We start from the raw sequence: 23,729 nt of genomic DNA, 5'->3' as shown, positions 1-23,729 counted from the left end.
ATCTGATGTGTATTTCGGCATGAAATCCCTCCATGGCTGAGAATATGAATTTATAGTATTTAAAATGTCAACCATAGTGGGACTATAGCAGGACGCCGTGGGCACGATTTGGAGCTAATTATTTTACACTGCGTGCAAAATAATGGATCTTCAAAGTCGGCCTCATTGTAAGTGGCAAGCCACTAACAATGATTTCACAGCTGAAGGCATTTCCAATTTTCCCTCCGGACTAAAGTGTACTTTTGTTGTTTTGTTGGTGATAAATTATTTCATCCGCTATCCTTGTTTTAGAAAATGTACGCAAATAAAAATGTTTGTTTCGGTATTATTTGTATGTAAACGAGAGTATTAAAAATATAAGTCGATTAGCTGGAGGTCAGACATTAATAGTGTCTGATCTTTTTTGTTTTTAGAATTATGGTCTATAATCGCAGCTTGATTACATTGGGCCGAAAGAACCATATAACTGTGATTCTAACCCAATAATAGAATCAGAAATATAGTCGGGAGTAGAAAATCTGTGGGCCCTCAGTAGCGAAATTCTACTTAGCTTGCGAAGCAAGGTTAGTAGAAGACCGGACTTGGAGATCCATGATTTTTCGCGAAGTGAAAAATTATTAGCTCCAAGCCGTGTCCGCTACGTTCCAGTGGCCCACAGATTTTCTACTCCCGACGGGCATACTTACACCACATCGGTTGATATTAACAGAATATTACAATTGATTTAGAAATTACTTTTTAATCAATTATTCAAAAGTGTAAAATTAAGGTAATTACATTTCCACCAAAGGAGAGTATCGCGATGGAAAACGTTATTTCACAAAGAGAATTAGAAAATAAAGAATTGGCTAAACAAGCCGCTGAAGAAGGAATCGTTTTACTGCAAAATCGGAATGCTACTTTGCCGATCAAGAATAAGACGGTTGCTCTGTATGGAAGTGGGGCTTTTGCCACGGTTAAAGGTGGTACGGGTTCGGGTGATGTCAATCAACGAAATGTGGTCTCAATTCTGGATGGATTAGAGAGTCATGGATTTGACGTTACTACTAAGTCTTGGTTGAGTCGTTTAAATCGTTATTATCAAAAAGAAAAACAATTGCATGATCAAAAATTAAAAGATGATCCTTTGGCATTATTGGCTCCAGCTTTTAAGTTCGAAGATCCTGAAGTAGGGGATTTTGAAGATAGTTTAACTGGAATTTATGTTGTTTCGAGAAGTTCTGGTGAAAATTATGATCGTAAGAATGAAGCTGGTGACTTTAAGCTAACTGGTAATGAACTTTCTAACATCAAGCGCATGAGTGAATATTACACTAACAGTATTTTATTATTAAATGTTGGCGGTGTGGTCGATACTAGTTTTATTGAAGAATGTCCTTTACTTGATAGTATTGTGCTCGTTTCTCAGTTAGGAATGACGACAGGAGATGCTGTGGCTGATGTTATTGATGGTACGACGACTCCTTCTGGTAAGTTGACGGATACTTGGGCTTATTCTTATGATGACTATCCAACTTCTGAAAACTTTGGGATGGAAAATCCTAAATACGTTGAAGGTGTTTACGTTGGTTATCGTTATTTTGACAGTTTCAACGTGAAACCAAGATATGAGTTTGGTTACGGCTTGAGTTACGCTGATTTTTATTTAAAGACGCAAAAAGTAAATATTAATGAAAAAAGAATTAAATTAAGCGTCAATGTCGAAAATACTGGTAACAAATATTCTGGCCGTGAAGTCGTTCAAGTTTACGTTTCTAAGCCACAAACAGGAATTCCAACGCCGTATCAAGATTTGATTGGTTATGAGAAGACTGCCATTTTGCGTGCAAATGCCCAACAGACGCTTGATTTTGAAATTAATACGAGTGATTTAAGTATTTTTGATGATGAATTGGGAGCCTACGTATTGGTACCAGGGACTTATCTGTTACGAGTGGGAAATAGTTCTCGCAATACTAAAGTTGTAGCTTCATTCAAGTTGGATGAGAAAGTCATTTTGAAAAAAGTTGATCCATTAATGAAGCCGGAAACTGATCCTACTGTTTTCACTGAGAATAAAGTTGAATTAGAAAATGTGACTGATGTACCACGTTTTATTTTGAAAGCTAATAATTTCTCTGAAACTCAGTTTGTTCAATATCAAGAAAAATCCGACGTGACAACTTTCATCAATGATGAGGATAAATTGCCTGGTAAGGGATTAGATCAAGTTGTGGAAGAAGTTCGTAACGCTGCTGGAAAAACGCTAGACGACGTCAATAATGGCGATGTCGAGTTAGCTGAGCTTGTTGCTAGTTTATCTACTAAACAGTTAGTTGATTTGGTAGAGGGCCAACTTTCTACGAAGGAAAACAGTGTTGTCGGTATATCATCCGATATTGTCCCTGGTGCCGCTGGACAAACGGGAATCATCGATCACAAAGCTGTTCCGGCTTTAGTAATGGCTGATGGACCTGCTGGTGTTAGAATCGACCCCGTATTTGAAAGAAACGGACAAACTATTACTCACTATGCAACAGCTTGGCCAATCGGAACAGCTTTAGCTCAGACCTGGAATAAGCGTTTAGTTAAAAAAGTTGGATTTGCGATAGGTACAGAAATGATTGAGTTTGGAGTTGATTTGTGGTTAGCACCAGGAATGAATATCCATCGAGATCCACTAGGCGGACGTAATTTTGAATACTTTGCCGAAGATCCTTATCTTTCAGGAACTATCGCTGCAGCTGAAACTAACGGTGTGCAGGACCATAAAAAGATTGGTGTTACTCTAAAACACTTTATTGGTAATAATCAAGAGAGCTTCCGTAACTCCGGAAATAGTGTGATTGGTGAACAAGCTTTACGTGAAATTTATTTACGTAACTTTGAAATCGCTGTAAAACAAGGACAACCAGTTGCAATGATGACTTCATATAATAAAGTTAACGGTGTCTTTTCAGGAGCTAACTTCGAATTACTAACAAATATTTTACGAGATGAATGGCATTTTAGAGGGTTAGTAATGACTGACTGGTTTAGTTCCGCTGATCCTAAAGAAAGTATGCATGCTGGTAACGATTTGATTATGCCAGGAAATTCGAAATCAGAATTACTATGTGCAGCCAGTGATTTTGGACCAGAGTTTGATGATCAAGGTAATATTAAGGTCAAAGAAGAGCTTGATATTAAGACCAAGGGTATCAAACGGACTGAAATGTGGAATGATTTTGTTCTTGATCCGGATGGAGAAGTGTTGGTAAAAGTTAGAGTCGATAGTAATTCCAACTTAAACAAGCAAGTACAGGCATGGGTTTACACCGGTGAAGCTCAAATTGTTGATGATGATCACGTCTTATTGACAGGAAAGTGGAAAGATAATAACACACTATATCTAGGTGATTTACAAAAATCCGCTATTAATGTCTTAAGAACGGTATTGAAATTGAAATTCTAAGAATTTTGAGGAGAGGGTTAAATATGCCGTCTTCCGTAAAAATGGGAAATGTATTGGAACGCTATGGGCGCGATTTGAAGCTAATTATTTTACACTGCATGCAAAATAATGGATCTTCAAAGTCGGCCTCATTGTAAGTGGCAAGCCACTAACAATGATTTCATAGCTGAATACATTTCCCATTTTTACTCCAGATTAGATTCTATACTTTACTTATTTAATTTTTTGTTTCCATACTAGAAAGCACTAAATAATTATTTCAATTATTTATTCCTTGTGATTTAGAATTAAAAATAGCGTCTACTAAGAATTCCAAGGCAAGCAATGCGGAATTTCAAGTAGACGCTATTATTTTTTATAAAATTAGAAAGCAAAATATAAATAGGATTACAATTCAACCCGGAGCAACAAGCCCGATTGGTCTCAGCCGTGAGATTTTACTTGGTGATTTATCACCTAGTAAAAGACCTGAATTTGAGACAATTGTGAACTTCAATTGGCTCAAATCAGTGTCCACAGCGTTCCAGACCAATCGGGCTTGTTGTGGAGAGTGGCATACTTCCCACCCAAAAAAAATAAGGATGTAGAAATCAAAATTGACTTCTGCATCCTTATTTCCTTTGATACGTTATAAACCGTTTGCAATAGACTGATTACGTACCGAAAGTAATATTATACCATTATATTAATATCTGCCTAATAATTCAACATAAGCATCAACAATACTTTGTAAGAAACCGATACTTCCTTGTACGACGTTGCCATCTTCATCAAGAATATTAGTTACATTACCGATGTATGCTTCTGGTTGTTGAAGAACTGGCATGTTCAAAAATACTAATGATTGGCGTAGGTGATGGTTGGCACCGAATCCACTGATAGCACCGGGTGAAACACTGACAATAGCAGCTGGTTTCTTGTCCCAAATACTTTGACCATATGGTCTTGAACCAACATCAATAGCATTCTTCAATGCAGCAGGGACAGAACGGTTGTATTCTGGAGTTACAAATAGAACACCCTTAGCATCTTTCATTGTATTTCTAAATTCTGTATATGATGCTGGAACAGATTCAGGTGTATCAATATCCTCATTGTAAAGTGGTAAATTACCGATTTCGACGAATTCTGGTTCGTATTGACTAGGGAAAAGTTTAGCAAGATTCTTAGCAATTTGTTTTGAGTATGATCCCTTACGTAAACTACCAACTAAAATAGCAATTTTTTCTGACATATTAATTCCTCCGTAACCTTTGATATTTTTAAATTATCATAAAAAAGAAGAATCAACAAATATTTGTTCTCGCAAACAAAAATATTTTTTCAGATGAGAAAACGATTGCAAAATAATTCCGACTGTGTTTACAAATTGTCAACAGATGTTTAAAAATGCAGATTACGATATTTTAATTACAATATTATGACCTTGATTACAAAAGCATTACAAAAATAGCATCAAACTGATTTTTTTTATTCTCTTCGTAATATGATTGAAATATTTATCTTGTATAGTTTCCTCTGGTAAACGAAAAACCGGGGAGAGATTATTTGTTAAAGCAATTTAAATTAGAAGCACTACTGATCATTAGTTTGATCGTTACAGGGGGTATGGGATATACAGTTGCCCACGCCGCAGATTCATCTACAGATCAAACAAGTAATGCAACGAATTTTAGAAAAACATTAACTAACTTGGAAACAAATCAAGCAGTTGATGGAAATGCCGAAAAATTGAATAAGAAAATTATTTTACCAGGTAACAAAGAATTTATGCCTGGAATTAAAAATAGTGAAAAAGATCCAAATGTGAATATGGACGAGATTGCTGCACAAGCAGAACAAAAGCAACAAGAAGTTGATCACGCACCAGTTCAAGAATCACAACCAGAACAAATTGAAGAATCCCAACAAGCAATAACACAAGCCGCTGCCGAACCACCAGTAGAAATGCAGTCAACAGGTAGAAACGTTGGTACCTTTAAAATCAGTTTTTATGATCCAGCTGTTTTAGGATCAGATATGGGTTATTCAGGAGTTGCCACAAACCTAAGCGTTATTCCCAGAGGATCAAGCTTAAAAATTACAACAGCTCAAGGTGATGTTTATTATCGAACAGTTAACGATACAGGAACATTTGCCTACGACAATCCATATCAAATAGATATGGCCATGCCAAATAGCATGATTCCTTCTTACGGAATTACAAGTGCTACCGTGGAAATTTTATAAAAAGAGAGAGCGGAGCAGGGGCGGTCAGCCTCTGAGGATTTGCCTAAGAACTGGAATCGCACGCGTATTTTGCGGGCAATTTCAGTTCTGTAGCAAACCACAGGAGGTTGCCCCTGCGTAGCTCGTTTCCACTATAAAACATAGAACCATGGTTATCTAAAAAGACAAAGAACTAAATTCAACAAAAGAAGACCAGTGCAACAACCAAAACGGTTGAAAGCACTGGCCTTTTTAAATACCATATCATCATGAGTGGGACAATAATTTAATTAAGCATCCTCTTATTGTAGAATAGACATATTAATAATGTACTTATTAATAAAGAGGGTTAAACAGATGAAAGCATTTGGAGCAACTAATAACAAAGTAGAGAGTTTCATAGAGTTTGATAAAGCAAAAGAAAATCCAACTGGCAGAGATCTATTAGTCAAAATAGAGGGAATCTCAGTTAATCCAGTGGATATTGCTACACGTAAAAATATCAAAAATGAATTAAAAGATCCTAAAATTTTAGGCTACGATGGTTACGGAATTGTTGAAGCTATCGGAAATACTGTTGAGGATTTCCAAGTTGGTGATAAAGTATTTTTTGCTGGCGACTACACTCGTGATGGCTCATATCAAGAATATGAAGTAATCGATGAAAGAATTGTAGCTCATGCACCTGCACAAACTTCAATTGAAAAAAGTGTTGCCATGCCATTAGTTACTTTGACGGCAAGTGAATTATTATTTGAAAAATTAAACATCAATCCAGCTACAGATAATCGTAATAAGACTATTTTGATTATCAATGGTGCTGGTGGAGTGGGCTCGATTGCCACACAATTAGCTCATTTAGCGGGATTAAAAGTTATTGCCACAGCTTCCACTCCTGAAAAAGTTAAGTGGGTTAAAGATCTAGGAGCTGATCTTGTGGTTAACCATCATCAAGACTTAATTAAGCAAGTGCACGATTTAGGGATTGAAAATGTTGATTACATTATTGGCTTAAGTGATAATGATCCGCACTGGCAAGAGATCGTCGAATTGATCAAACCATTCGGTACTTTTGCAACGATTACTAACTTGCGTGAATCACAAGTAATGGACTTGAAGCAAAAATCAGTTAATTTTGCTTGGGAATGGATGTTCACTAAGGCTAAATTCAAATTAGATTCAATGTCCGATCAGGGAGCTTATTTAGAGAAACTCGCTGATGGTTTGGACAGTGGCATGATTAAGTCAACTGTTACTAAAGTTTTCCATGGGTTTAACGTTGAAAATATTAAAGCAGCTACAGAATTAGTTGAAGCAGGACACATGATGGGAAAAGTCGTTGTCTTAGCTAAATAGTAAAAAGGGGATGATACCAACGTATCACCCTCTTTTTAGACATTAGATTAAATTGTAGTGTTTTAGTCCATTAACGATACCACCGTTAACGTTTTCAGTGGTAACATAAGAAGCAATGGATTTGACGGTGTCTAAACCGTTACCCATGGCAACGCTGTAATCGGCAAATTCCAACATTGGTAAATCATTGTTACCATCACCAAAAGCGTAAGTTGGTTTGTCTTCAAGATCTAATTCTTTCAAGAGATGTTTGATACCGCTCATTTTTGAAACACCTTTATTAACGGTATCGACAGATCTAGGACCAGTTTTATAGAAAGTCAATTCATCAAAAATTTCTTGATAATTTGAGCCATCGCCGGCAGTAACGATAACGATCATGGGAACTTTATTAGTTTTATAGAAATCAGGATCAATCTCAGGTAACTCTAAGTGAACGCTCTTGTAAAAGTCTTCAACAAAGGGAGTAACTGAATTAAGATATGATTGATCAGCTGAGTGAACACTGACAGTATCACCAAACTTATTTGCTTGTTTAAGAAGCTTTTCAATTAAGTCTGGTTTAATATTGTTTTCGTAAACTACTTTGCCTTGAGATTGGACATAAGCACCATCTAAGGTAATGTATGTATCAATATCAGTTGAATTAAGCACGGGGGCGATCTCAATAGGAGCGCGTCCGGTGTTAACGACTGGTAAGTAGCCATTTTCTTTGAGTTCGCGAGTAGCTTGAGCAACGTCCTCATCAATTTCTGAGTGGTCATTTAAGAGCGTTCCGTCGAGGTCGAAGAAAACAGTTCCTTTATAATTTGTTTGCAAAAGATCACCAACCTAAATAAATTTTGTATACTTATAACATATTACCAAGTTTTGAGTAAATCAGACAGTATAACTTTACAATGGAGTGATATTAATGAAGATATTAATGATTGAAGATAATAAATCAGTTTCAGAAATGATGGGAATGTTCTTCCAAAAGGAGAAGTGGGATGCTAGTTTTGCCTATGATGGCAATGAAGCCGTTGATATGTTCAACGCCAGCCCCAATGATTGGGACATGATCACATTAGACCTAAACCTTCCTGGAAAAGACGGAATGGAAGTTGCTAAAGAGATCCGCAAAGTATCTAAGACAGTACCAATTATCATGTTAACTGCCCGCGATACCGAAAGTGATCAAGTATTGGGACTTGAATTTGGTGCCGACGATTACGTTACAAAACCATTCAGTCCTATTACTTTGATTGCTCGTATAAAGGCTATTCACAGACGTGACGAGAATATGGCCGAAAAATTGGCTGAAAACCAAAATGTCAATGCAACGGTGGAAGAAGCAGATGATGGGTACGACATCAATACTGGTTTCTTCAAGCTCAACTCTAGCACGCGTGAAGCTTATTTAAATGGTAAAGAAATTCCTGATTTAACACCAAAGGAATTTGACTTGTTGAAGACACTAGCTAGCAAGCCTAAGCAAGTATTCTCTCGTGAACAACTACTAGAATTGGTTTGGGACTACGACTATTTTGGAGAAGAAAGAACAGTCGACGCTCATATCAAGAAGTTGCGTCAAAAGATTGAAAAAGTAGGTCCACAAGTTATCGAAACTGTTTGGGGCGTGGGCTATAAATTTGATGATACGACAGCAAGGGCTGAGGCTTAATGCGATTAATTTATCAAAACATGCTTAGCTTTTTGATCGTTATTTTAACGACTTTAGGAATTATTTTATATTCAGTTACGAGTGCCTCAACTAGCCAAGAATATAATCGAACCTACAAGAGTTTGGAAAGCTATGCTGGTAATCTGGAGAAGATTGCTTTGAAGACGGACCCTAAGACGGGCCAGATTCATAATATTACTGGCGACAATATTCGAACGGTTGAACAAGTTTTGTCAGAAAGAAATGTACAATTTGCGATTTTTGACTACAACAACAATCAAGTTTATCCAACGCCACCAACAAATGTGAAATTGCATTTGAAGGACTCTTACTGGAAAAAGCTTAAGCAAGGTAAGACAATCCGCAATGTGCAAAACTTGCAAGATACTACTGGAAATCCACGGTTACGAAAGGATGATAATAGAAGTTATGTTTATGTTCTGACACCGTGGTTCCAAAATGGGAAGTTGATTGCGGCTGTTTGGGCTGGATCAGACGTGTCTGAATTACAAACGAATATTGGTGAGATCAACAGTCGTTTGTACTTTGCACTCTTGATTTCCTTATTAGCAGCGGTTATTTTGAGTTTCTTGCTGTCTAGATATCAAGTTAACCGAATCAATAGTTTGCGTAGTGCAACGAAGAAAGTTGCCAACAATGACTTTTCAGTTCATATCGAAAGTAAAGGTCGCGACGAATTGGATGACCTAGCGGATGATTTCAACCAAATGGTTAAGTCATTAAAGGCCTCAGATACCGAAATTAAGCGTCAGGAACAACGTCGTAAGGAATTTATGGCTGATGCATCACATGAGATGAGAACGCCGCTAACGACTATTAATGGACTATTAGAGGGATTGGCCTATGATGCTATTCCGGAAGAGTCCAAGGGTCAAAGTATTCAATTGATGAGAAACGAAACCAAACGTTTAATCAGATTAGTCAATGAGAACTTGGATTACGAGAAGATTCGGACTAATCAGATTACCATGGCTAAACGAGTCTTTGATGCTAATAAACCATTGACTGATATTACCTCACAGTTGGAGAAGAAGGCTAAAGGCTCAGGTGATGAGCTGATTTTGAAGAAATATGATGGCGAATTGAATACATTTGCCGACTATGATCGATTCGTTCAGGTTATGTTTAATATTATTCAAAATGCAATTCAGTTCACTAATGATGGCAAAATTTTTGTTAGTGGAACTCGCGAAGAAGGCCGTCACGCCTCCGTATTCACCGTTTCTGATACTGGAATTGGAATGTCAGAAGACCAAGTTAAAAATATTTGGGATCGTTATTACAAAGCTGATCCTTCCAGAAAGAATCGTAAGTATGGCGAGTCCGGTTTAGGATTATCTATTGTGCATCAACTGATAGAGAATCATGGTGGTGAAATCGAAGTTAAGAGTAAGTTAAATGAAGGAACAACCTTCACAGTTACACTCTTTGACGAAGGCTACGAACACAAACCAGGCGATGAGAAAGAGTAATTAGAAAGTTTGAATATGATCTATTTTAAAAAGGGTTTATATCAACCGTAATTGGTCGATATAAACCCTTTTTTTAGAAATTTTTTTACCAATTAAAGAATCAATTAAATTTAAAATGCTTTTTGTGTTTAGACAGATATATCTCATATAATATAAGTGAAACAATTGTATTGGAGATTAATCTTATGAAGATAAAAATATCTAAGTATAGATCGATTTATATTATAATTTTTTACGCCGTCTTAGCTTTGTTGATGTATCTAACCATCAGGGCTAAATTTGTCTGGTACGGCGATGATACTTACTATCATTTTATAAGAATTATGGGATTGTCTGATAATTTCAAGCAAGGGATGTTGCAGTCTGGAGTGACTACAAATTTCTTTGGGAAAATAGGTTATGGAGTTAATATCTTTTATCCATGGATAACTTTGATCCCGTTCACCTTTTTTGAAATGTTGACCAATAGTTGGATTCAGGCTTACTATTTAGGCTTGATGTTCTATTTTTTCATTTCTTTTTTGATCAGTCATTACGCAATGAAGCAGTTTTCTGGTAATACTTTTCAAGCAATTATCTTTGCAGTTATATATGGATTCAGTACTTATCGCTTAATAGATTTCTTTTCAAGAGCTGCCTTAGCGGAGTATATTTCCACAGTCTTTTTGCCGTTGTGTTTCCTAGGATTTTACAATTTATTCTTTGGCGATGGTAAAAATTGGAAACCACTAGCAATTGGTATGTCGATGATTATTCTGTCACATATTTTGACGACTTTTATGTGTGTCTTATTATTCATCGTTATCTTGATTATTTTTTATGCCAAAGTAAAATTAGATAAAAGCCGTGTAATTAATTTTTTTAAGGCTGTAGGGATGACTATCTTAGCAACGCTGATATTTACGGTACCTTTTATTGCAGAAGAAACTTTCCAAAAATATGGGATGCCTAGTCCACAAAAATTACAAGGCAAATCGTTACTATCATTAGTAAAAGCTAGCTTTATGAATGTCAGTGGCCGTCAATATGAAGGATTTATTTATAATATCGGCTTGGTTTTGATTTTGGCCTTGATTGTAGGAGCAGTTCTTTTTAGAAAGTTCGATGCAAGTATTAAGGGCATCTTCATTTTGGCAGTTTTAACATTCTTCATGTCGAGTAGTTTCTTTCCTTGGAAACTCTTAGAAATGACGCCAGTTAAAGTGATTCAATTTCCATTTAGAAACTTAATGTTTGCGACATTATTTGCGGCCGTCGTTGCGTCGAAGTGTTTAGTGATTCTCGTTCAAAATAGTCGAATCAATGTTATTGTAGCAATCGTTGCGATGACATTTCTAAGTGCTGGCTTGTGGTATCACTCCTTTAATCGAGCCCTAGTCGGTTCTTATATTAGTCAAAAGAATCTGTTAATTACTGAGGAAATGGCCGATAAAGGACGTATACCTGAGAATTATCTTGATCAATATGTTCCTAAAAAATCTCAAGACGACTTGACTAAGATCGAGCAACATGAGGGTTATATTAATGACAAAACTTTTAACCAAATACCTGGTATCCAAAATGGAAAGAACTATTTTGAGATCAAGAATGTCAAGAAGGGTGACGTGCTTGATTTGCCATATATCAGATATCGGTTCACAAGAATCCTTTTGAATGATGAAGTGGGGCAGTTGTTACCAAGCAAAAGAGGAACGGTTAAATTCGTGGCACCGAAAAATTTTGATAAGTTAAGGATTCAGATCAGTTACGACGTACCAGCATTTCAATTGCTTTTTATTTTGAGTGCATTAGCATGGTTGATTCTGATCGTAATATAAAAAAAGTTTCAAAATAGTTTTTCCATAAAATAAATTAGGAAGACTGTTTTGAAACTTTTTTATTTCTCCTTTTTGCCTAAGTACGACCAGCTGTCAATTGGTGAGCGGTCATCCTGTAGTTGCAAGGCATCGGTATTATACAAATTAGTAGTTGATTTATTGCCATTACGAGAATAGATGCTAGTTGATTTGACTCCTAGATCATCGCGTAATTTAACTAATTGTTGGACTTGATTTTGATAAGAATAATTAGTTGGATTAACAGGAATAAATCCTTGTGGCGTGTAGAATCTCAAAAGGTTCTTGTTGTTAACGTTGTCCGAAACTTTTAATTTCAAACTAACATCTTCCAACCATTTTTCAGCTTGTCTAGCTAATCTAGGATTATCCTTTAAGGCAACTTCTTGTCCCGTCTTATTTTCATAAACAAACGGTGTACCGGAATCGTTAGGATAGACAGTATATTTAGGCGTAATCAAACTCTTATTTCTAAAGGCCACAACTTGGCTATGTTGCTTTGATAATAGATCAGTTCCCAGTTGGACGTATTGACTAGTATTGACACCGGCTAGATGAAGAATCGTCGGCAAGACGTCAATTTCACCGCCATAAGTATGCTTAATGCCACCTTTGAGTCCTTTCATATGGATCATAAATGGAACTCTTTGATATTGAGTTTCATTGAATTTGCTCCAAGTGTCAGGATCTTGACCAAACAAGCCAGTTGCTAATTCTTTATGTTGACTTTCACCCTTGGAATTTTTGTCGATTCCATAATGATCTCCGTAAAGGACAATCATGCTGTCTTTTGACAAGCCAGAATCATCTAAATAATTGAAGAATTCTTCAATCGATTTATCCAAATAATGAGCAGTCTTGAAGTATTGATTGATCTCATCATCATCTAAGTCAGTTGATTTGAAATCGCCATTGTCTTCATCAGAAAATTGATAGCGGACATGGTTAGTAACAGTTAAGAATTTAGTATAGAACGGTTGTTGCATTTGCTCGAGGTACTTCACACTCTCGGATAGCAGTAATTTATCCTTGATACCATAAGTATTAAGCGAAGCAGTGTCAGGATTTTTAGTGTCGTAATAACTTTTATCAAAGAAATAGTTGTAACCCATATTCTTATAAACCGAGTTACGATCCCAGAAACTGCCGACGTTACCGTGGAAAACAGCGCTGGTGTAACCCTTCTTCTGTGAAAGAATTGCAGGAGCAGCTTGGAAGGTATTCGCTGTACCCAATTTAGTGAACACTGAAGTTCCATTAGGCAAACCGAAGAGACCAGATTCTAGCATCGTTTCAGCGTCACTAGTTCGTCCAGTACCAACTTCATTGAAAAAATTATCGTAGGCAATCGTATTTTTATTGTGATAGAGCTTATTCAAAAATGGCGTAACTTCGACACCATTGACCTTTAAGCCAATAAGAAATTGTTCGAAACTCTCCAAGTGAATAATAATAATATTTTTGCCATTGGCCTTACCGAAGTAAGTTGGATTAGGAGCGGCGTAATTTTGATGAGTGTAATCTAGGACTTTGTCCATTTCAGATTCACTAGCTTTTGAACGAACTTGATCATTTTGAGCCGAACGAATTGAATCATAAGGCAGGAAAGTGTTTATTCCCAAATATTTGACGATATAAGAGTGATCAAAGGTTCTTCCAAGTAATTGGGGGCGATTAGCTTCAGAACCTGCTAGATCAGCTGAAAACAGCATTATACCCAAACAAGTCGTAGCGACCGCATTCAATTTTCTAAAAGGACGACGATCAATTTTTATGAAGTGGAAAACAAATAAAAGAGCAATAAAGACAATGTCGATCAGATAAATAGCATCTCGTGCTTGAACGACACCCAGAGTAGTAGTTCCAAGTCCCTTAGCAACCTTACCGACACCAGTGATTGAATTAAAGGAAATGAAGTCGGAGAAGGAACGAAAGTATAGTACATTACTATAAATAAAAATAGAGTCCGCAATATAAATAATTCCCATTACGATGTAAGAGAGAAGTCCCTTGTTAAAGTAAAGGGCAATACTCATTAATAAAACGATTGTGGCAAAAGGATTAACGATTAATAAAAAATGTTGCAGTAAATTCTCAATACCCAAGGAGAAATCAAGGTAGTATGTAACAATAGTTTTTAACCATAAACAAAGAATTAAGAAGGTCATAAATCCTAATCTAGTGTTTAATATGGATTTAATTTTTTTCATTTTTGTCCTCATAACTTAGTTAGTTCACCTTTTAATAATACTTTATCTGGTCAAATAAAAAAAGTCGGCTCTAGTTGGGGGATATGCTTAGATGCCATCTTCCGCAAAAGCTGAGAATGCATTGGAACGCTATGGACACGACTTGAAGCTAATTATTTTACACTTTGTGCAAAATAATGGATCTCCAAGCTCGGTCTCAATCTAAGTGGCAAAGCCACTAAGATTGATTTCATAGCTGAATACATTCTCAGCTTTCAGACTGAATAGCACGTTGATTGTTTTATTCATGCTAAATGATTCAATTCACTATTTCTTTTGTTCTTTTTAGTTTCAATGAGACATATAAAAAATATCTCACCGTTATTTTTAATAAACAGTGGGATATTTTACGTTGAACAGGCTTAATAATTTTGAGGAGAATATATAAGAAAAGTTATCTATGTTTAATTCTGACTGTATTCATCGTCGTCTATTCAAACTACAGATATTTTTTAAAAAATGAATCAGATTACTTTTTTCTAGCTAAATAATCAGAATGCTATTTAGTAGAGGTGGTGCTCTTTGTCTCGGAGTCTTCTTTTAAAATGCTAGACCAACTATCGATGTAAGTTCGATCACCATTTAGTTCAGGTGCATCAGTAGTATAGAGATTAGTTGTTGACTTGTTGTTATTCTGTGAATAAACGCTTGTTGATTTAAGTCCCAAATCATTACGAGTTTGCACAAGTTTTTGAATTTCATTTTGATAATCGTAATTCTTAGGATTGACTGGTGTAAATCCAGTTGGTGTATAGAATCTCAAAAGATTTTTATTGTTGATGGTATCGGAAAGTTTCAGTTTGTCGTTGACGTATTGCTGCCACTTTTCGACCTTCTTTTTGAGGATGGGATTTTGATCAAGATCGATCAATTCACCAGTTTTATTGCGATAAACTTCAGGTTGGTCGCTATTACCTTTTAGAACAGTGTAATGCGGTGTGACAAAATTCTTATTTCTGAAGATGACAATAGGATTATGTTGTTCGGAAAGTAGATCAGTACCTAACTGAACGTACTGTTTAGTATTGATACCTGCTAAATGAAGTAGGGTAGGCAAGACATCAATTTCTCCACCATAAGTGTGATTGATACCACCTTTGAGCCCTTTCATATGGATCATGAACGGAACTTTTTGCATTTGTGAATCGTTAAAGTCAGTCCAATCCTTAGAGTCAATACCTAAAACTGGTGCTAAATCAGTATTTTGGCTATTTGATAATCCGTAGTGATCACCATAAAGGACAATCATGGAGTTATCGTAGATACCGCTGCTCTTAAGATAATTAAAGAATTCTTTTAAAGAATTATCCAAATAGTGAGCTGTTTCAAAATAACCATTAACGGTACTGTTGTCAGTATTTGGCGGTGTGAAATCATCTTTATCTTCATCGGTCAATTGGAATGGATAATGATTAGTGACGGTGATAAATTTGGCGTAGAAAGGTTGTTGCAATTGTTCTAGATACTTAACACTTTCTGAAAGCATTAGTTTATCTTTCATACCAAATCCGAGTGTTGAGTCGTCACTCTTATTGAAGTAACTGGAATCAAAGAAATAATTATATCCCATATTTTTATAAACAGACGTACGGTTCCAAAAGCTACCGACATTTCCGTGGAAAACGGCACTAGTATAGCCTTCTTTTTGACTCAAAATAGCAGGTGCAGCTTGGAAGGTATTGTCGCTTCCTAGTTTCGTGAAGAGCGAACCTTCAGGTAGTCCGAAGAGACCTGTTTCCAACATATTTTCAGCATCACTAGTCCGACCTTGGCCAACTTCGTGATAGAAATTGTCGAATGACATCGTGTTTTTATCGTTATACAGACTGTTTAAAAACGGTGTTACTTCTTGACCATTAACTTTGTCGTTGATCAGAAATTGTTGAAAACTTTCCAAGTGAATAATGATAATATTTTTACCCTTAGCTTTGCCAAAGTAAGATTTATTCGGCTTGGCATAATTCTGTTGAACATCAGCTAGGACGTTATCCATATCGGTACCAACGGCTTCTGAACGGACCTGATTGTTCTGAACAGTTTTGATAGAATCATAAGCTAAGAAAGTGTTCAATCCTAAATATTTAACGATATAAGAGCGGTCAAAGGTTCTTCCTAACAGCTGAGGACGATTACTTTCCGCAACAGTTAAATTAAAAGAAAAGAGGAAGACACCAAGCATAGTCGTCGCTATGGCGGTTAATTTCTTCATGGGACGGGGATCTATCTTAATAAAATGAGTGAATAATAAAATGGCGATGATAATAAAGTCTAAGCCGTAAAAAATATCATGAGCCTGAATCAAACTAGTTGCACTGCCTCCAAGACCCTTGGAGACTTTGGAAGCACTGGTGATCGTATTAAAAGACAAAAAGTCACTTAACTCACGATAGTAAAGAACGTTTCCATACAAAAGGGCCGATTCCAAAACGTATATCACACCCATAACGATGTAGGAAATCCTTGAACGAGTAACGTATAACGATACGCTCAATAAAATAACGGCTGTAGCGATAGGATTAAAAATCAAAATTGCATGTTGTAACGGGTCTGTTGCGCCTAGAGAAAAGTCAGTATAATACGCTATAATGGTCTTGAGCCAAAGAGTAAAGACTAATAATGTTAAAAATCCTAATCTTTTACTCAAAAATTGTTTTAATCTATTCATTGAAAGTTCCTTATTTGTAAAAATTCTTTAATAAAATCTATTTAAGTACTAAATAAATTGTTTAATTGTTAGTATAATACGTTATAGGTAAAAAGTGGGGAAGAATAAGAAAAATGATATTTTTAGGACCGTTGTATACATACATTTATGAAAAGTATGCGACTAGATTCAATCATTTTCCATTGATTAGGCTTTCTTTTTACGCTGTGGATAAAGCAATATTATATACCTTGTTTTTTGTCATCTTGCGGTATATATGGGTAAAAGTTAAAAAGAAAAATACAACCTTTGGCCGTGAATTCGGCTTGACCGTATTTGTCTTCTACGTTCTCCTACTTTTTGCTTTAACAGTCTTTCGAGATGGCTATTTCATTTGGCAGTTCAAGTTTTATTGGCACCGTCCATTGTCCCAAATAAATATAATTCCACTAGTAGAAACGATAAAATTATTAAATGGTCAGTCTTTAGTCGACTTTTTTTATAATTTATATGGTAATATTATGTGGTTCGTACCAATGGGAATATTTATACCAGCGCTTACTGAAAGACATTTTGGCTTTTTCAAAGTTGTTTTGATTGGCGCTTTGATCTCGACCTCAATTGAAACGCTCCAGTTTATTTTAAATACTGGTGTAACGGATATTGATGACGTTATCTTTAATACTCTCGGCGCTGCGGTAGGATATTTTTTGTATTTTGTAGGAAAATGGATAAAAAAGCTAATAAAAATTTGAAATTTTCTTCAAAAATGATTAATCTAGTTTTGACGATATATATGGAGGAGAGAAAATGACACAAATTAAATTTGACGATTCAAAATTAGGCAAATTCGTTCATGAAAACGAACTTGGCGAAATGCAAGCTTTAGTTACAGCTGCTGATGACGAATTACGTAAGGGTACTGGTGCTGGTGCCGACTTCCGTGGTTTCATCGACTTACCTGTTGACTATGACAAGGATGAATTCGCTCGCATTAAAAAAGCTGCTAAAAAGATCCAATCAGACTCAGAAGTCTTCGTTGGAATCGGTATTGGTGGTTCATACTTAGGTGCACGTGCTGCAATTGATTTCCTAAGTTCATCATTCTACAACGTTAAGAATGATAAAGATGTCCCAGAAGTTTACTTCTGTGGTAACTCAATTTCTCCAAACTACATTGCTGACTTACTAGAAGTTATCGGTGACCGTGACTTCAGTATCAACATTATTTCAAAATCTGGTACAACAACAGAACCATCAATCGCTTTCCGTATTTTGAAGGCTAAGTTGATTGAAAAGTATGGTGTTGAAGGTGCTAAGGGACGTATCTACGCTACAACAGATCGTGCTAAGGGTGCTTTGAAGACAGAATCAGATGCTGAAGGCTACGAAGAATTCGTTGTTCCTGATGATATCGGTGGTCGTTTCTCAGTTCTTACAGCCGTTGGTCTATTGCCAATCGCCGTTGCCGGTGCTGACATTGATAAGTTGATGGAAGGTGCTGCTGCTGCACGTACTGACTATTCATCAGCTGATCTTACAAAGAACGATGCTTACAAGTATGCTGCTTTGAGAAATATCTTATACCGTAAAGGTTACACAACAGAATTGCTAGAAAACTACGAACCAAACGTTCAATACTTTGGTGAATGGTGGAAGCAATTGATGGGTGAATCTGAAGGTAAAGATCAAAAGGGTATCTACCCATCATCAGCTAACTTCTCAACTGACTTGCACTCATTAGGTCAATATATCCAAGAAGGTCGTCGTAACCTTATGGAAACTGTTGTTTTGATTGACCAACCAAGACATGATGTTACAATTCCTGCTGAAAAAGATAACCTTGATGGTTTGAAGTACTTGGAAAACAAGTCAATGGACTTTGTTAACAAGAAGGCTTACGAAGGTGTTGTTCTTGCACATACTGACGGTGGCGTTCCTGTTATGTCAGTTCACATTGAAAAACAAGATGCCTTTAACTTAGGTTACTTGATGTACTTCTTTGAAATTGCTGTTGGTATTTCTGGTTACTTGAACGGTATCAACCCATTCAACCAACCAGGTGTTGAAGCATACAAGAAGAACATGTTTGGTCTACTTGGCCGTCCTGGTTACGAAGAACTTGGCGAAGAATTAAACAAGAGACTATAATTTTATAAATTGATTAAGCCTTACATCGAAAGATGCAAGGCTTTTTTTGTCTATTTTTCTTTAGTAAAATTTGAACCACTTTCTTCCATTTGATACTAAAAATGCTTCATGACAATTTCAGCTCGGTATAATTTCCTTTACAGATACTGCCTTGATTGTAGGCTTCGTTCTGGCCTGAGTTTTGGTAAATTTGTAAAATATAATTACAACTAATGGAAGGGGAGATTGCGACGATGGATGATTTGTTTTACACACAATATTTGGATCATCTGAAATCGTATGTTCACCAGAGACCTGAAAAAAAGGCAATTATATTGCTGGGATATATCCAAAGAGATTTTCTTCGATACTATCGTCGAGGTGATTTAGTAGATGGATTTGAATTTATAAAGGAAAATATTGAAAGAAATACCGAGTTGGTGAAACATCTAACTGTAAATCAAATAACTTCTCAAATGCATAGTTTTGTTGATGATTTAGCACATGAGGGCATTCAAAATCATGTCGAGATCTATCCTTTTTTAGAATTACAACAAAAGTATCATGATTTGTTAAAGGACAAACCGGTGAAGGATTATTTGAAATGGGTTCAAAAAGTGATCTATGATTTCAGTCTGTTAATGAGAATTGATAATTTATCCTTTTCAAGTCGCTTGGAACCAACCTTGGATATTATTTATTACATTAATACTAATATTTATCATAAGATCACTGTTAAAAATGTTTTGATTCATGCCAATCAATATTGCAATCCGGCAAAGGCACAAAGAGATTTCAAGTATGAGATGAACATGTCAATCAGTGAGTTTATTAGTGCTAAGAAAATGAGTATTGCTCAAAAGTTACTACGAAATACTGATGATTCCATACAAGTAATTGCAGAGAAATTAAAATTCTATGATCTGAACGATTTTTCTAAACAATTCAAGAAGAAAGTTGGAATATCACCATTAATGTATCGTAAAAATATCTGCCGAAAAGAGGATAAGTAATATGTTGAATATAGGTATTGTGATTTTCGCCATTGGATTTATATTCGCCGGCATTGCCACTATTAGTTTTAGAATTCGAGCAATTGCAAATAAACCAGCTTGGGGTGGTGTGGCACTTCCCTTGGGGATTATTGGTTTTATTGGTCTTGTTATAGGAGTTATTTTGATAGCAATAACTCGAGCATAAAAAAGGAAAACACTATGATGAAAGAGAATCATAGTGTTTTCCTTTTATTTTGTAAGAATAATGTATTCCAAGTTGCCGTAAGCTGTATTTTCAACCACTTGTTCATCGATAGGTTCAAATTCAAACATTTCGCAAAAAGCTTGGGCAAATAGATTATCTTTCAATACCAGTAGATAAAAATTGTCGAAGTCTTCCTGCAAAATATCTAGGGTTGATTGGAAAAGTTTTCGACCGATACCTTGATGTTGAAACTTTGGTAAAACGTAAAGTGAATAAACTTCTCCATAATTACTAAATTCTTTTCTGCGACCAGGTCCATAAGTACAGATACCAACGATTTTTCCGGAAACGGTGGCTAATAAGGTATTATTAACGCGTTCTTTGGGATGCCAGATATCAACAGTTAAATGATCTAAAAACTTTTGTGGAACTATGCCAATGTAGTCGTAAGTCCAAGTTTGATAATAGAGTTCCTTGATAGCCTTAAAATCAGTCTGTTGATTGGCTTTAACAATATTAAAATCCATATCTAATCTCGACTTTCAAAAACTTACTATGTTATATACTGATGATAATGGCTCAAAGAAAGTTTTACAAAAGTTAAATCAGTAGCCAAAAATCTAAAATGGCCGGTATGTCTAGTGTGATGGGAAAACTCATAAATAATATTGTCGATTCGTATACATTAACCATTTTGGAATTATAAAAATTAAAATTTTGTCGGCGTGCGATTAAGAAAGTGTTTGGCACCATCTATAACGTGGAAGTAGGTGGCAAGTTTGAACATATCAGTATTTATACTCTTTAAAAACGGCCACTCACGTAACGATCCACGCAAAACAGAATTATTTTGTTCGATAAATTCTTGTCCCACCTTTTGTGGTTGATCATAGAAAGCACCGGATTGATAGAGATAGTTAGAATAGTCGAAAAAGTATTTCGCTGTCTGAGGGTCATTGATGTTGTCGCGTAAAATTTTAGTTCGAAGGCGGATAAAACTGACACTGTTTCGTAAGACTTGTCTACTAGTATTGGAACTAGACAAGTAAGCAAATAATTGTTCGAAGAAATGTTGATAGGCATGCACTTCACCACTATTCAGATAAGCACGGGGATGATTTTTGAACGGATATTTCCAATTACTCAAATTGTATTCCCATTTTTGACCGATCCAAAACGTAAAAGGCAGTTCATAAAAGACTTGTGTCATATCTTGTTCAAAGACTTCATTGATAATCTGTGAATAATCATGTGGCAAAAGACGATTGATCTGTTGGCACAATTCAGGAGTAATAAATTTAACATCGTTTTTGTCATCAGTTAATTCGAATAACTTTTTCCAGACATCATCCGAGAAAAGAGTCGGTTTAACGTGTTGAATCAGTTTCAAATTAATAGGTGCAGAATTGAGCGTATAGCCAGCGTCAAAACAGTAGTCCATCAGTTGCAAAGTTTGCACAAAATGCCCGCCCAATGAATGTCCTAAGCCGTAGATCAAAGTTTGAGGAGCAATGTTAGCTTCGATATAACGCATGAAATCACGGGCTACATTAAGTTGACTGAGATTTTTATCACTACCGATCAAAATGGCGTTAACATTGTAATCCCAGTCCTTATAAGTCTCTAAGATAGCTTTTTCAAATCGCTTGCTGCGAGAACTAACAGTATAGTCAACATTGACCTCAGTACCCTTGAAAGTAACGTAACATTCCTTGACATCATCAATTGAAATCTCATAAGCAATTCCGGAGAAACCACATTCAGCTGCTTCAGGAATAATCTCACGCGCATCATAAGATTTCACATAATCAGGCATTCGTTGTACTCGCGTGTAGATAAGAAAGCGCAAGTAGTTTTCGGGTTTGAATTCTTGGTAAAGATAACGATCGTAGTCGAATTGCAGTAATTTAGTCCGAAAATCATTATCATGTAATAATTCGCCAGCTTGATAGGGTTCCTTTCGCAACTCGATTGGGAGCAGATGATGAATCAAAAGAATCACGTAAATTTGATTCAGGTAACCGTGACAGAGATTAAGATTCTCATCTTCAATCTTGTCGATCAATTGCTTGAGTTTATTGATCTTTCTATTTCTAGAAGGTTGTTTAAGTTTCTGTTTACTGTGATTTTCATCAATATTTTTGAGTTTCAAAGCTTTATCAATAAGTTGTGGATGAATCGTTTTATTCAAAGAAAATTCAGGAACACGCAAATCAATCACCTGATTCAATAGGAGATTGGTTAGACGTGTTTTTTCTTTATTTAAGTAAGAATAACTGAATTGAAGACGTTTATTTTTAGGCAAGAGTTGCTTGCTGTCAGCCTTATTGAAAGTCAAAGGCAGATCTTTATGGGCACGGAAATTAAGTAAATCAATTTGTTCATAAACATGATTTAATCGGCTTAAAGTGCTTAATAATTCTTTCATTAAATCACCTCTCGTTACCTTTATTCTAACAAATTGTTGATATATAAGGAATTGAGAACCTTTTTACAAAAATTAGTTTGACAATTAGGAAAGCGCTTACTACAATGTTTCGTGAATGATGTTGTAACTTAACTTTGATTGAGGCAAAAATCATTAATTTGGTAGTTGGAGAATATAATGATGAGAATATACAAAGTTCTTAATAATAATGCTGCTGTTTGTAAAACAGAGCAGGGTGAGAGTTTTGTAGTTACTGGAAGGGGGATAGCTTTCGGTAAAAAGCCAGGAGATCAAATTGAAAATTCTGATAAAGTAAGTGTTTATACTTTGTCGAATCAACTTTTAAACGAAAAGTTTCAGCAGGTAGTATCTAATATACCTATAGCATATATCGAAGTATCAGAACAAATTGTTAATTATGCTAAAAGAACATTAAATAAAGAGTTTAGTGACGTTGTTTATATCACTTTGCCAGATCATCTTTATGGATCAGTTACTAGATATCAAAAGGGAATTAAACTCAAGAATAAACTTTTGTTTGATATAAAGAGAATTTATCCTAAAGAATATAAAATAGGACAAATGGCAATCAAAAAGTTGGAAACGGAATTTGAGATTTCCTTTTTGCCCGATGAGGCGGCATTTATAGCTTTGCATTTTGTCAATGCAGAGTTAGGCGATGATATTAGTGACGTTCAGAATATGACAGAAATTATTGATGGGATTTTGAACATTGTTAAGTTCCATTTTGGGATTGTCTTTGACGATGATAGTATAAGTTATAGTAGATTTTTAACGCATTTGAAATTCTTTTGCTATCGAATGCAGACAGATAATTCTGAAGATGATGCGGCAGATGAAATGTTGCCAATATTGGAGAAAAAGTATCCAGATACAGTAAAGTGCGTTGATAAGATTGTTAAGATGTTGAAACAGAATTACAACTATCAGGTACATGATGATGAAAAGATGTACTTGATGATGCATATAAATAGAATTTTACAAGAAAGTTTGTAAATAGGATTGTAACTTTTGGTAGGCAAAACCTAGATTAAACTTCACTTTTATAGTGGATTTTAGTCTAGGTTTT

At 35.7% G+C, this 23,729-nt stretch carries 17 protein-coding genes; 11 read left to right on the top strand and 6 right to left on the bottom strand.

Going from position 1 to position 23,729, the window contains the following annotated elements:
• The first annotated feature begins 802 nt into the window (after positions 1–802).
• On the top strand, positions 803–3,433 hold the full coding sequence (locus tag U8526_RS11060) for a glycoside hydrolase family 3 protein (protein ID WP_334342021.1): 2,631 nt from the start codon (positions 803–805) through the stop codon (positions 3,431–3,433).
• 685 nt (positions 3,434–4,118) lie between these two features.
• Here the strand turns inward: U8526_RS11060 and U8526_RS11055 are convergent.
• Positions 4,119–4,667: an NADPH-dependent FMN reductase gene (locus tag U8526_RS11055; RefSeq protein WP_334342020.1), complete on the bottom strand. Its 549-nt coding sequence runs from the start codon at positions 4,665–4,667 to the stop codon at positions 4,119–4,121.
• Between the two features lie 314 nt (positions 4,668–4,981).
• Between U8526_RS11055 and U8526_RS11050 the strand changes: the two genes are divergently transcribed.
• Together U8526_RS11050 and U8526_RS11045 are read left to right on the top strand one after the other, a co-directional pair.
• A complete protein-coding gene (locus U8526_RS11050; protein WP_334342019.1) occupies positions 4,982–5,662 on the top strand; it encodes a hypothetical protein in 681 nt (226 codons plus the stop codon).
• A gap of 336 nt (positions 5,663–5,998) precedes the next feature.
• Entirely contained in the window at positions 5,999–6,997 is a 999-nt protein-coding gene (locus U8526_RS11045) for a zinc-binding alcohol dehydrogenase family protein (RefSeq protein WP_334342018.1), read from the top strand.
• A 42-nt stretch (positions 6,998–7,039) separates the two neighbouring features.
• Here U8526_RS11045 and U8526_RS11040 read toward each other — a convergent pair whose 3' ends face one another.
• A complete protein-coding gene (locus tag U8526_RS11040; protein WP_334342017.1) occupies positions 7,040–7,816 on the bottom strand; it encodes a Cof-type HAD-IIB family hydrolase in 777 nt (258 codons plus the stop codon).
• Between the two features lie 94 nt (positions 7,817–7,910).
• On the opposite strand from U8526_RS11040, the gene U8526_RS11035 reads away from it, so the two are divergent.
• From U8526_RS11035 to U8526_RS11025, 3 genes are all read left to right on the top strand, one after another.
• Positions 7,911–8,660 (top strand): response regulator transcription factor, encoded by a 750-nt coding sequence (locus tag U8526_RS11035; RefSeq protein ID WP_334342016.1) that lies wholly within the window; start codon positions 7,911–7,913, stop codon positions 8,658–8,660.
• The gene (locus tag U8526_RS11030; RefSeq protein ID WP_334342015.1) at positions 8,660–10,153 is read left to right on the top strand and encodes a HAMP domain-containing sensor histidine kinase; all 1,494 of its coding nucleotides are present in this window, start codon (positions 8,660–8,662) and stop codon (positions 10,151–10,153) included. The genes U8526_RS11035 and U8526_RS11030 overlap by 1 nt, the downstream gene beginning before the upstream one ends.
• Before the next feature lie 185 nt (positions 10,154–10,338).
• Positions 10,339–11,970 (top strand): hypothetical protein, encoded by a 1,632-nt coding sequence (locus tag U8526_RS11025; RefSeq protein ID WP_334342014.1) that lies wholly within the window; start codon positions 10,339–10,341, stop codon positions 11,968–11,970.
• 59 nt (positions 11,971–12,029) lie between these two features.
• Here the strand turns inward: U8526_RS11025 and U8526_RS11020 are convergent, their stop codons facing one another.
• Together U8526_RS11020 and U8526_RS11015 are read right to left on the bottom strand one after the other, a co-directional pair.
• Positions 12,030–14,198 carry an LTA synthase family protein gene (locus U8526_RS11020; RefSeq protein WP_334342013.1) on the bottom strand — a complete coding sequence of 723 codons (2,169 nt, stop codon included), beginning with the start codon at positions 14,196–14,198 and terminating at the stop codon, positions 12,030–12,032.
• A 538-nt stretch (positions 14,199–14,736) separates the two neighbouring features.
• Positions 14,737–16,902 (bottom strand): LTA synthase family protein, encoded by a 2,166-nt coding sequence (locus U8526_RS11015; RefSeq protein WP_334342012.1) that lies wholly within the window; start codon positions 16,900–16,902, stop codon positions 14,737–14,739.
• 113 nt (positions 16,903–17,015) lie between these two features.
• Here U8526_RS11015 and U8526_RS11010 point away from each other — a divergent pair, with 113 nt between their 5' ends.
• The 4 genes from U8526_RS11010 to U8526_RS10995 all read left to right on the top strand — a co-directional run bounded on the left by U8526_RS11010 (position 17,016) and on the right by U8526_RS10995 (position 20,211).
• A complete protein-coding gene (locus tag U8526_RS11010; protein WP_334342011.1) occupies positions 17,016–17,636 on the top strand; it encodes a VanZ family protein in 621 nt (206 codons plus the stop codon).
• A 55-nt stretch (positions 17,637–17,691) separates the two neighbouring features.
• Positions 17,692–19,032 carry a glucose-6-phosphate isomerase gene (locus U8526_RS11005; RefSeq protein ID WP_334342010.1) on the top strand — a complete coding sequence of 447 codons (1,341 nt, stop codon included), beginning with the start codon at positions 17,692–17,694 and terminating at the stop codon, positions 19,030–19,032.
• Positions 19,033–19,265: 233 nt separating this feature from the next.
• Positions 19,266–20,024: a helix-turn-helix domain-containing protein gene (locus tag U8526_RS11000; protein ID WP_334342009.1), complete on the top strand. Its 759-nt coding sequence runs from the start codon at positions 19,266–19,268 to the stop codon at positions 20,022–20,024.
• Between the two features lies 1 nt (position 20,025).
• Positions 20,026–20,211, top strand: a complete 186-nt coding sequence (locus U8526_RS10995; RefSeq protein WP_334342008.1) for a hypothetical protein — start codon at positions 20,026–20,028, stop codon at positions 20,209–20,211.
• 44 nt (positions 20,212–20,255) lie between these two features.
• Here the strand turns inward: U8526_RS10995 and U8526_RS10990 are convergent, their stop codons facing one another.
• Positions 20,256–20,738, bottom strand: coding sequence for a GNAT family N-acetyltransferase (locus U8526_RS10990; RefSeq protein ID WP_334342007.1), 483 nt, complete (start codon positions 20,736–20,738; stop codon positions 20,256–20,258).
• Positions 20,739–20,920: 182 nt separating this feature from the next.
• Positions 20,921–22,639 (bottom strand): DUF6792 domain-containing protein, encoded by a 1,719-nt coding sequence (locus tag U8526_RS10985; protein WP_334342006.1) that lies wholly within the window; start codon positions 22,637–22,639, stop codon positions 20,921–20,923.
• A gap of 177 nt (positions 22,640–22,816) precedes the next feature.
• Here U8526_RS10985 and licT point away from each other — a divergent pair, with 177 nt between their 5' ends.
• Positions 22,817–23,656: a BglG family transcription antiterminator LicT gene (gene licT / locus U8526_RS10980; RefSeq protein ID WP_334342005.1), complete on the top strand. Its 840-nt coding sequence runs from the start codon at positions 22,817–22,819 to the stop codon at positions 23,654–23,656.
• Positions 23,657–23,729: the final 73 nt, after the last annotated feature.

The sequence above is a fragment of the Companilactobacillus sp. HBUAS56275 genome (assembly GCF_036913655.1).
GTDB lineage: Bacteria > Bacillota > Bacilli > Lactobacillales > Lactobacillaceae > Companilactobacillus > Companilactobacillus pullicola.
The sequence above is the reverse complement of the archived record's forward strand: the minus strand, read 5'-3'. Positions and strand labels throughout refer to the sequence as shown.

Excerpts from the sequence above, each read along its gene's own strand:
- U8526_RS11015 (WP_334342012.1), bottom strand. The coding sequence starts at position 16,902 with ATGAATAGATTAAAACAATTTTTGAGTAAAAGATTAGGATTTTTAACA.
- U8526_RS11055 (WP_334342020.1), bottom strand. The coding sequence starts at position 4,667 with ATGTCAGAAAAAATTGCTATTTTAGTTGGTAGTTTACGTAAGGGATCA.
- U8526_RS10995 (WP_334342008.1), top strand. The coding sequence starts at position 20,026 with ATGTTGAATATAGGTATTGTGATTTTCGCCATTGGATTTATATTCGCC.
- U8526_RS11005 (WP_334342010.1), top strand. The coding sequence starts at position 17,692 with ATGACACAAATTAAATTTGACGATTCAAAATTAGGCAAATTCGTTCAT.
- U8526_RS11045 (WP_334342018.1), top strand. The coding sequence starts at position 5,999 with ATGAAAGCATTTGGAGCAACTAATAACAAAGTAGAGAGTTTCATAGAG.
- licT (WP_334342005.1), top strand. The coding sequence starts at position 22,817 with ATGATGAGAATATACAAAGTTCTTAATAATAATGCTGCTGTTTGTAAA.
- U8526_RS11010 (WP_334342011.1), top strand. The coding sequence starts at position 17,016 with ATGATATTTTTAGGACCGTTGTATACATACATTTATGAAAAGTATGCG.
- U8526_RS11060 (WP_334342021.1), top strand. The coding sequence starts at position 803 with ATGGAAAACGTTATTTCACAAAGAGAATTAGAAAATAAAGAATTGGCT.
- U8526_RS10990 (WP_334342007.1), bottom strand. The coding sequence starts at position 20,738 with ATGGATTTTAATATTGTTAAAGCCAATCAACAGACTGATTTTAAGGCT.
- U8526_RS11000 (WP_334342009.1), top strand. The coding sequence starts at position 19,266 with ATGGATGATTTGTTTTACACACAATATTTGGATCATCTGAAATCGTAT.
- U8526_RS11035 (WP_334342016.1), top strand. The coding sequence starts at position 7,911 with ATGAAGATATTAATGATTGAAGATAATAAATCAGTTTCAGAAATGATG.
- U8526_RS11020 (WP_334342013.1), bottom strand. The coding sequence starts at position 14,198 with ATGAAAAAAATTAAATCCATATTAAACACTAGATTAGGATTTATGACC.
- U8526_RS11025 (WP_334342014.1), top strand. The coding sequence starts at position 10,339 with ATGAAGATAAAAATATCTAAGTATAGATCGATTTATATTATAATTTTT.
- U8526_RS11030 (WP_334342015.1), top strand. The coding sequence starts at position 8,660 with ATGCGATTAATTTATCAAAACATGCTTAGCTTTTTGATCGTTATTTTA.
- U8526_RS10985 (WP_334342006.1), bottom strand. The coding sequence starts at position 22,639 with ATGAAAGAATTATTAAGCACTTTAAGCCGATTAAATCATGTTTATGAA.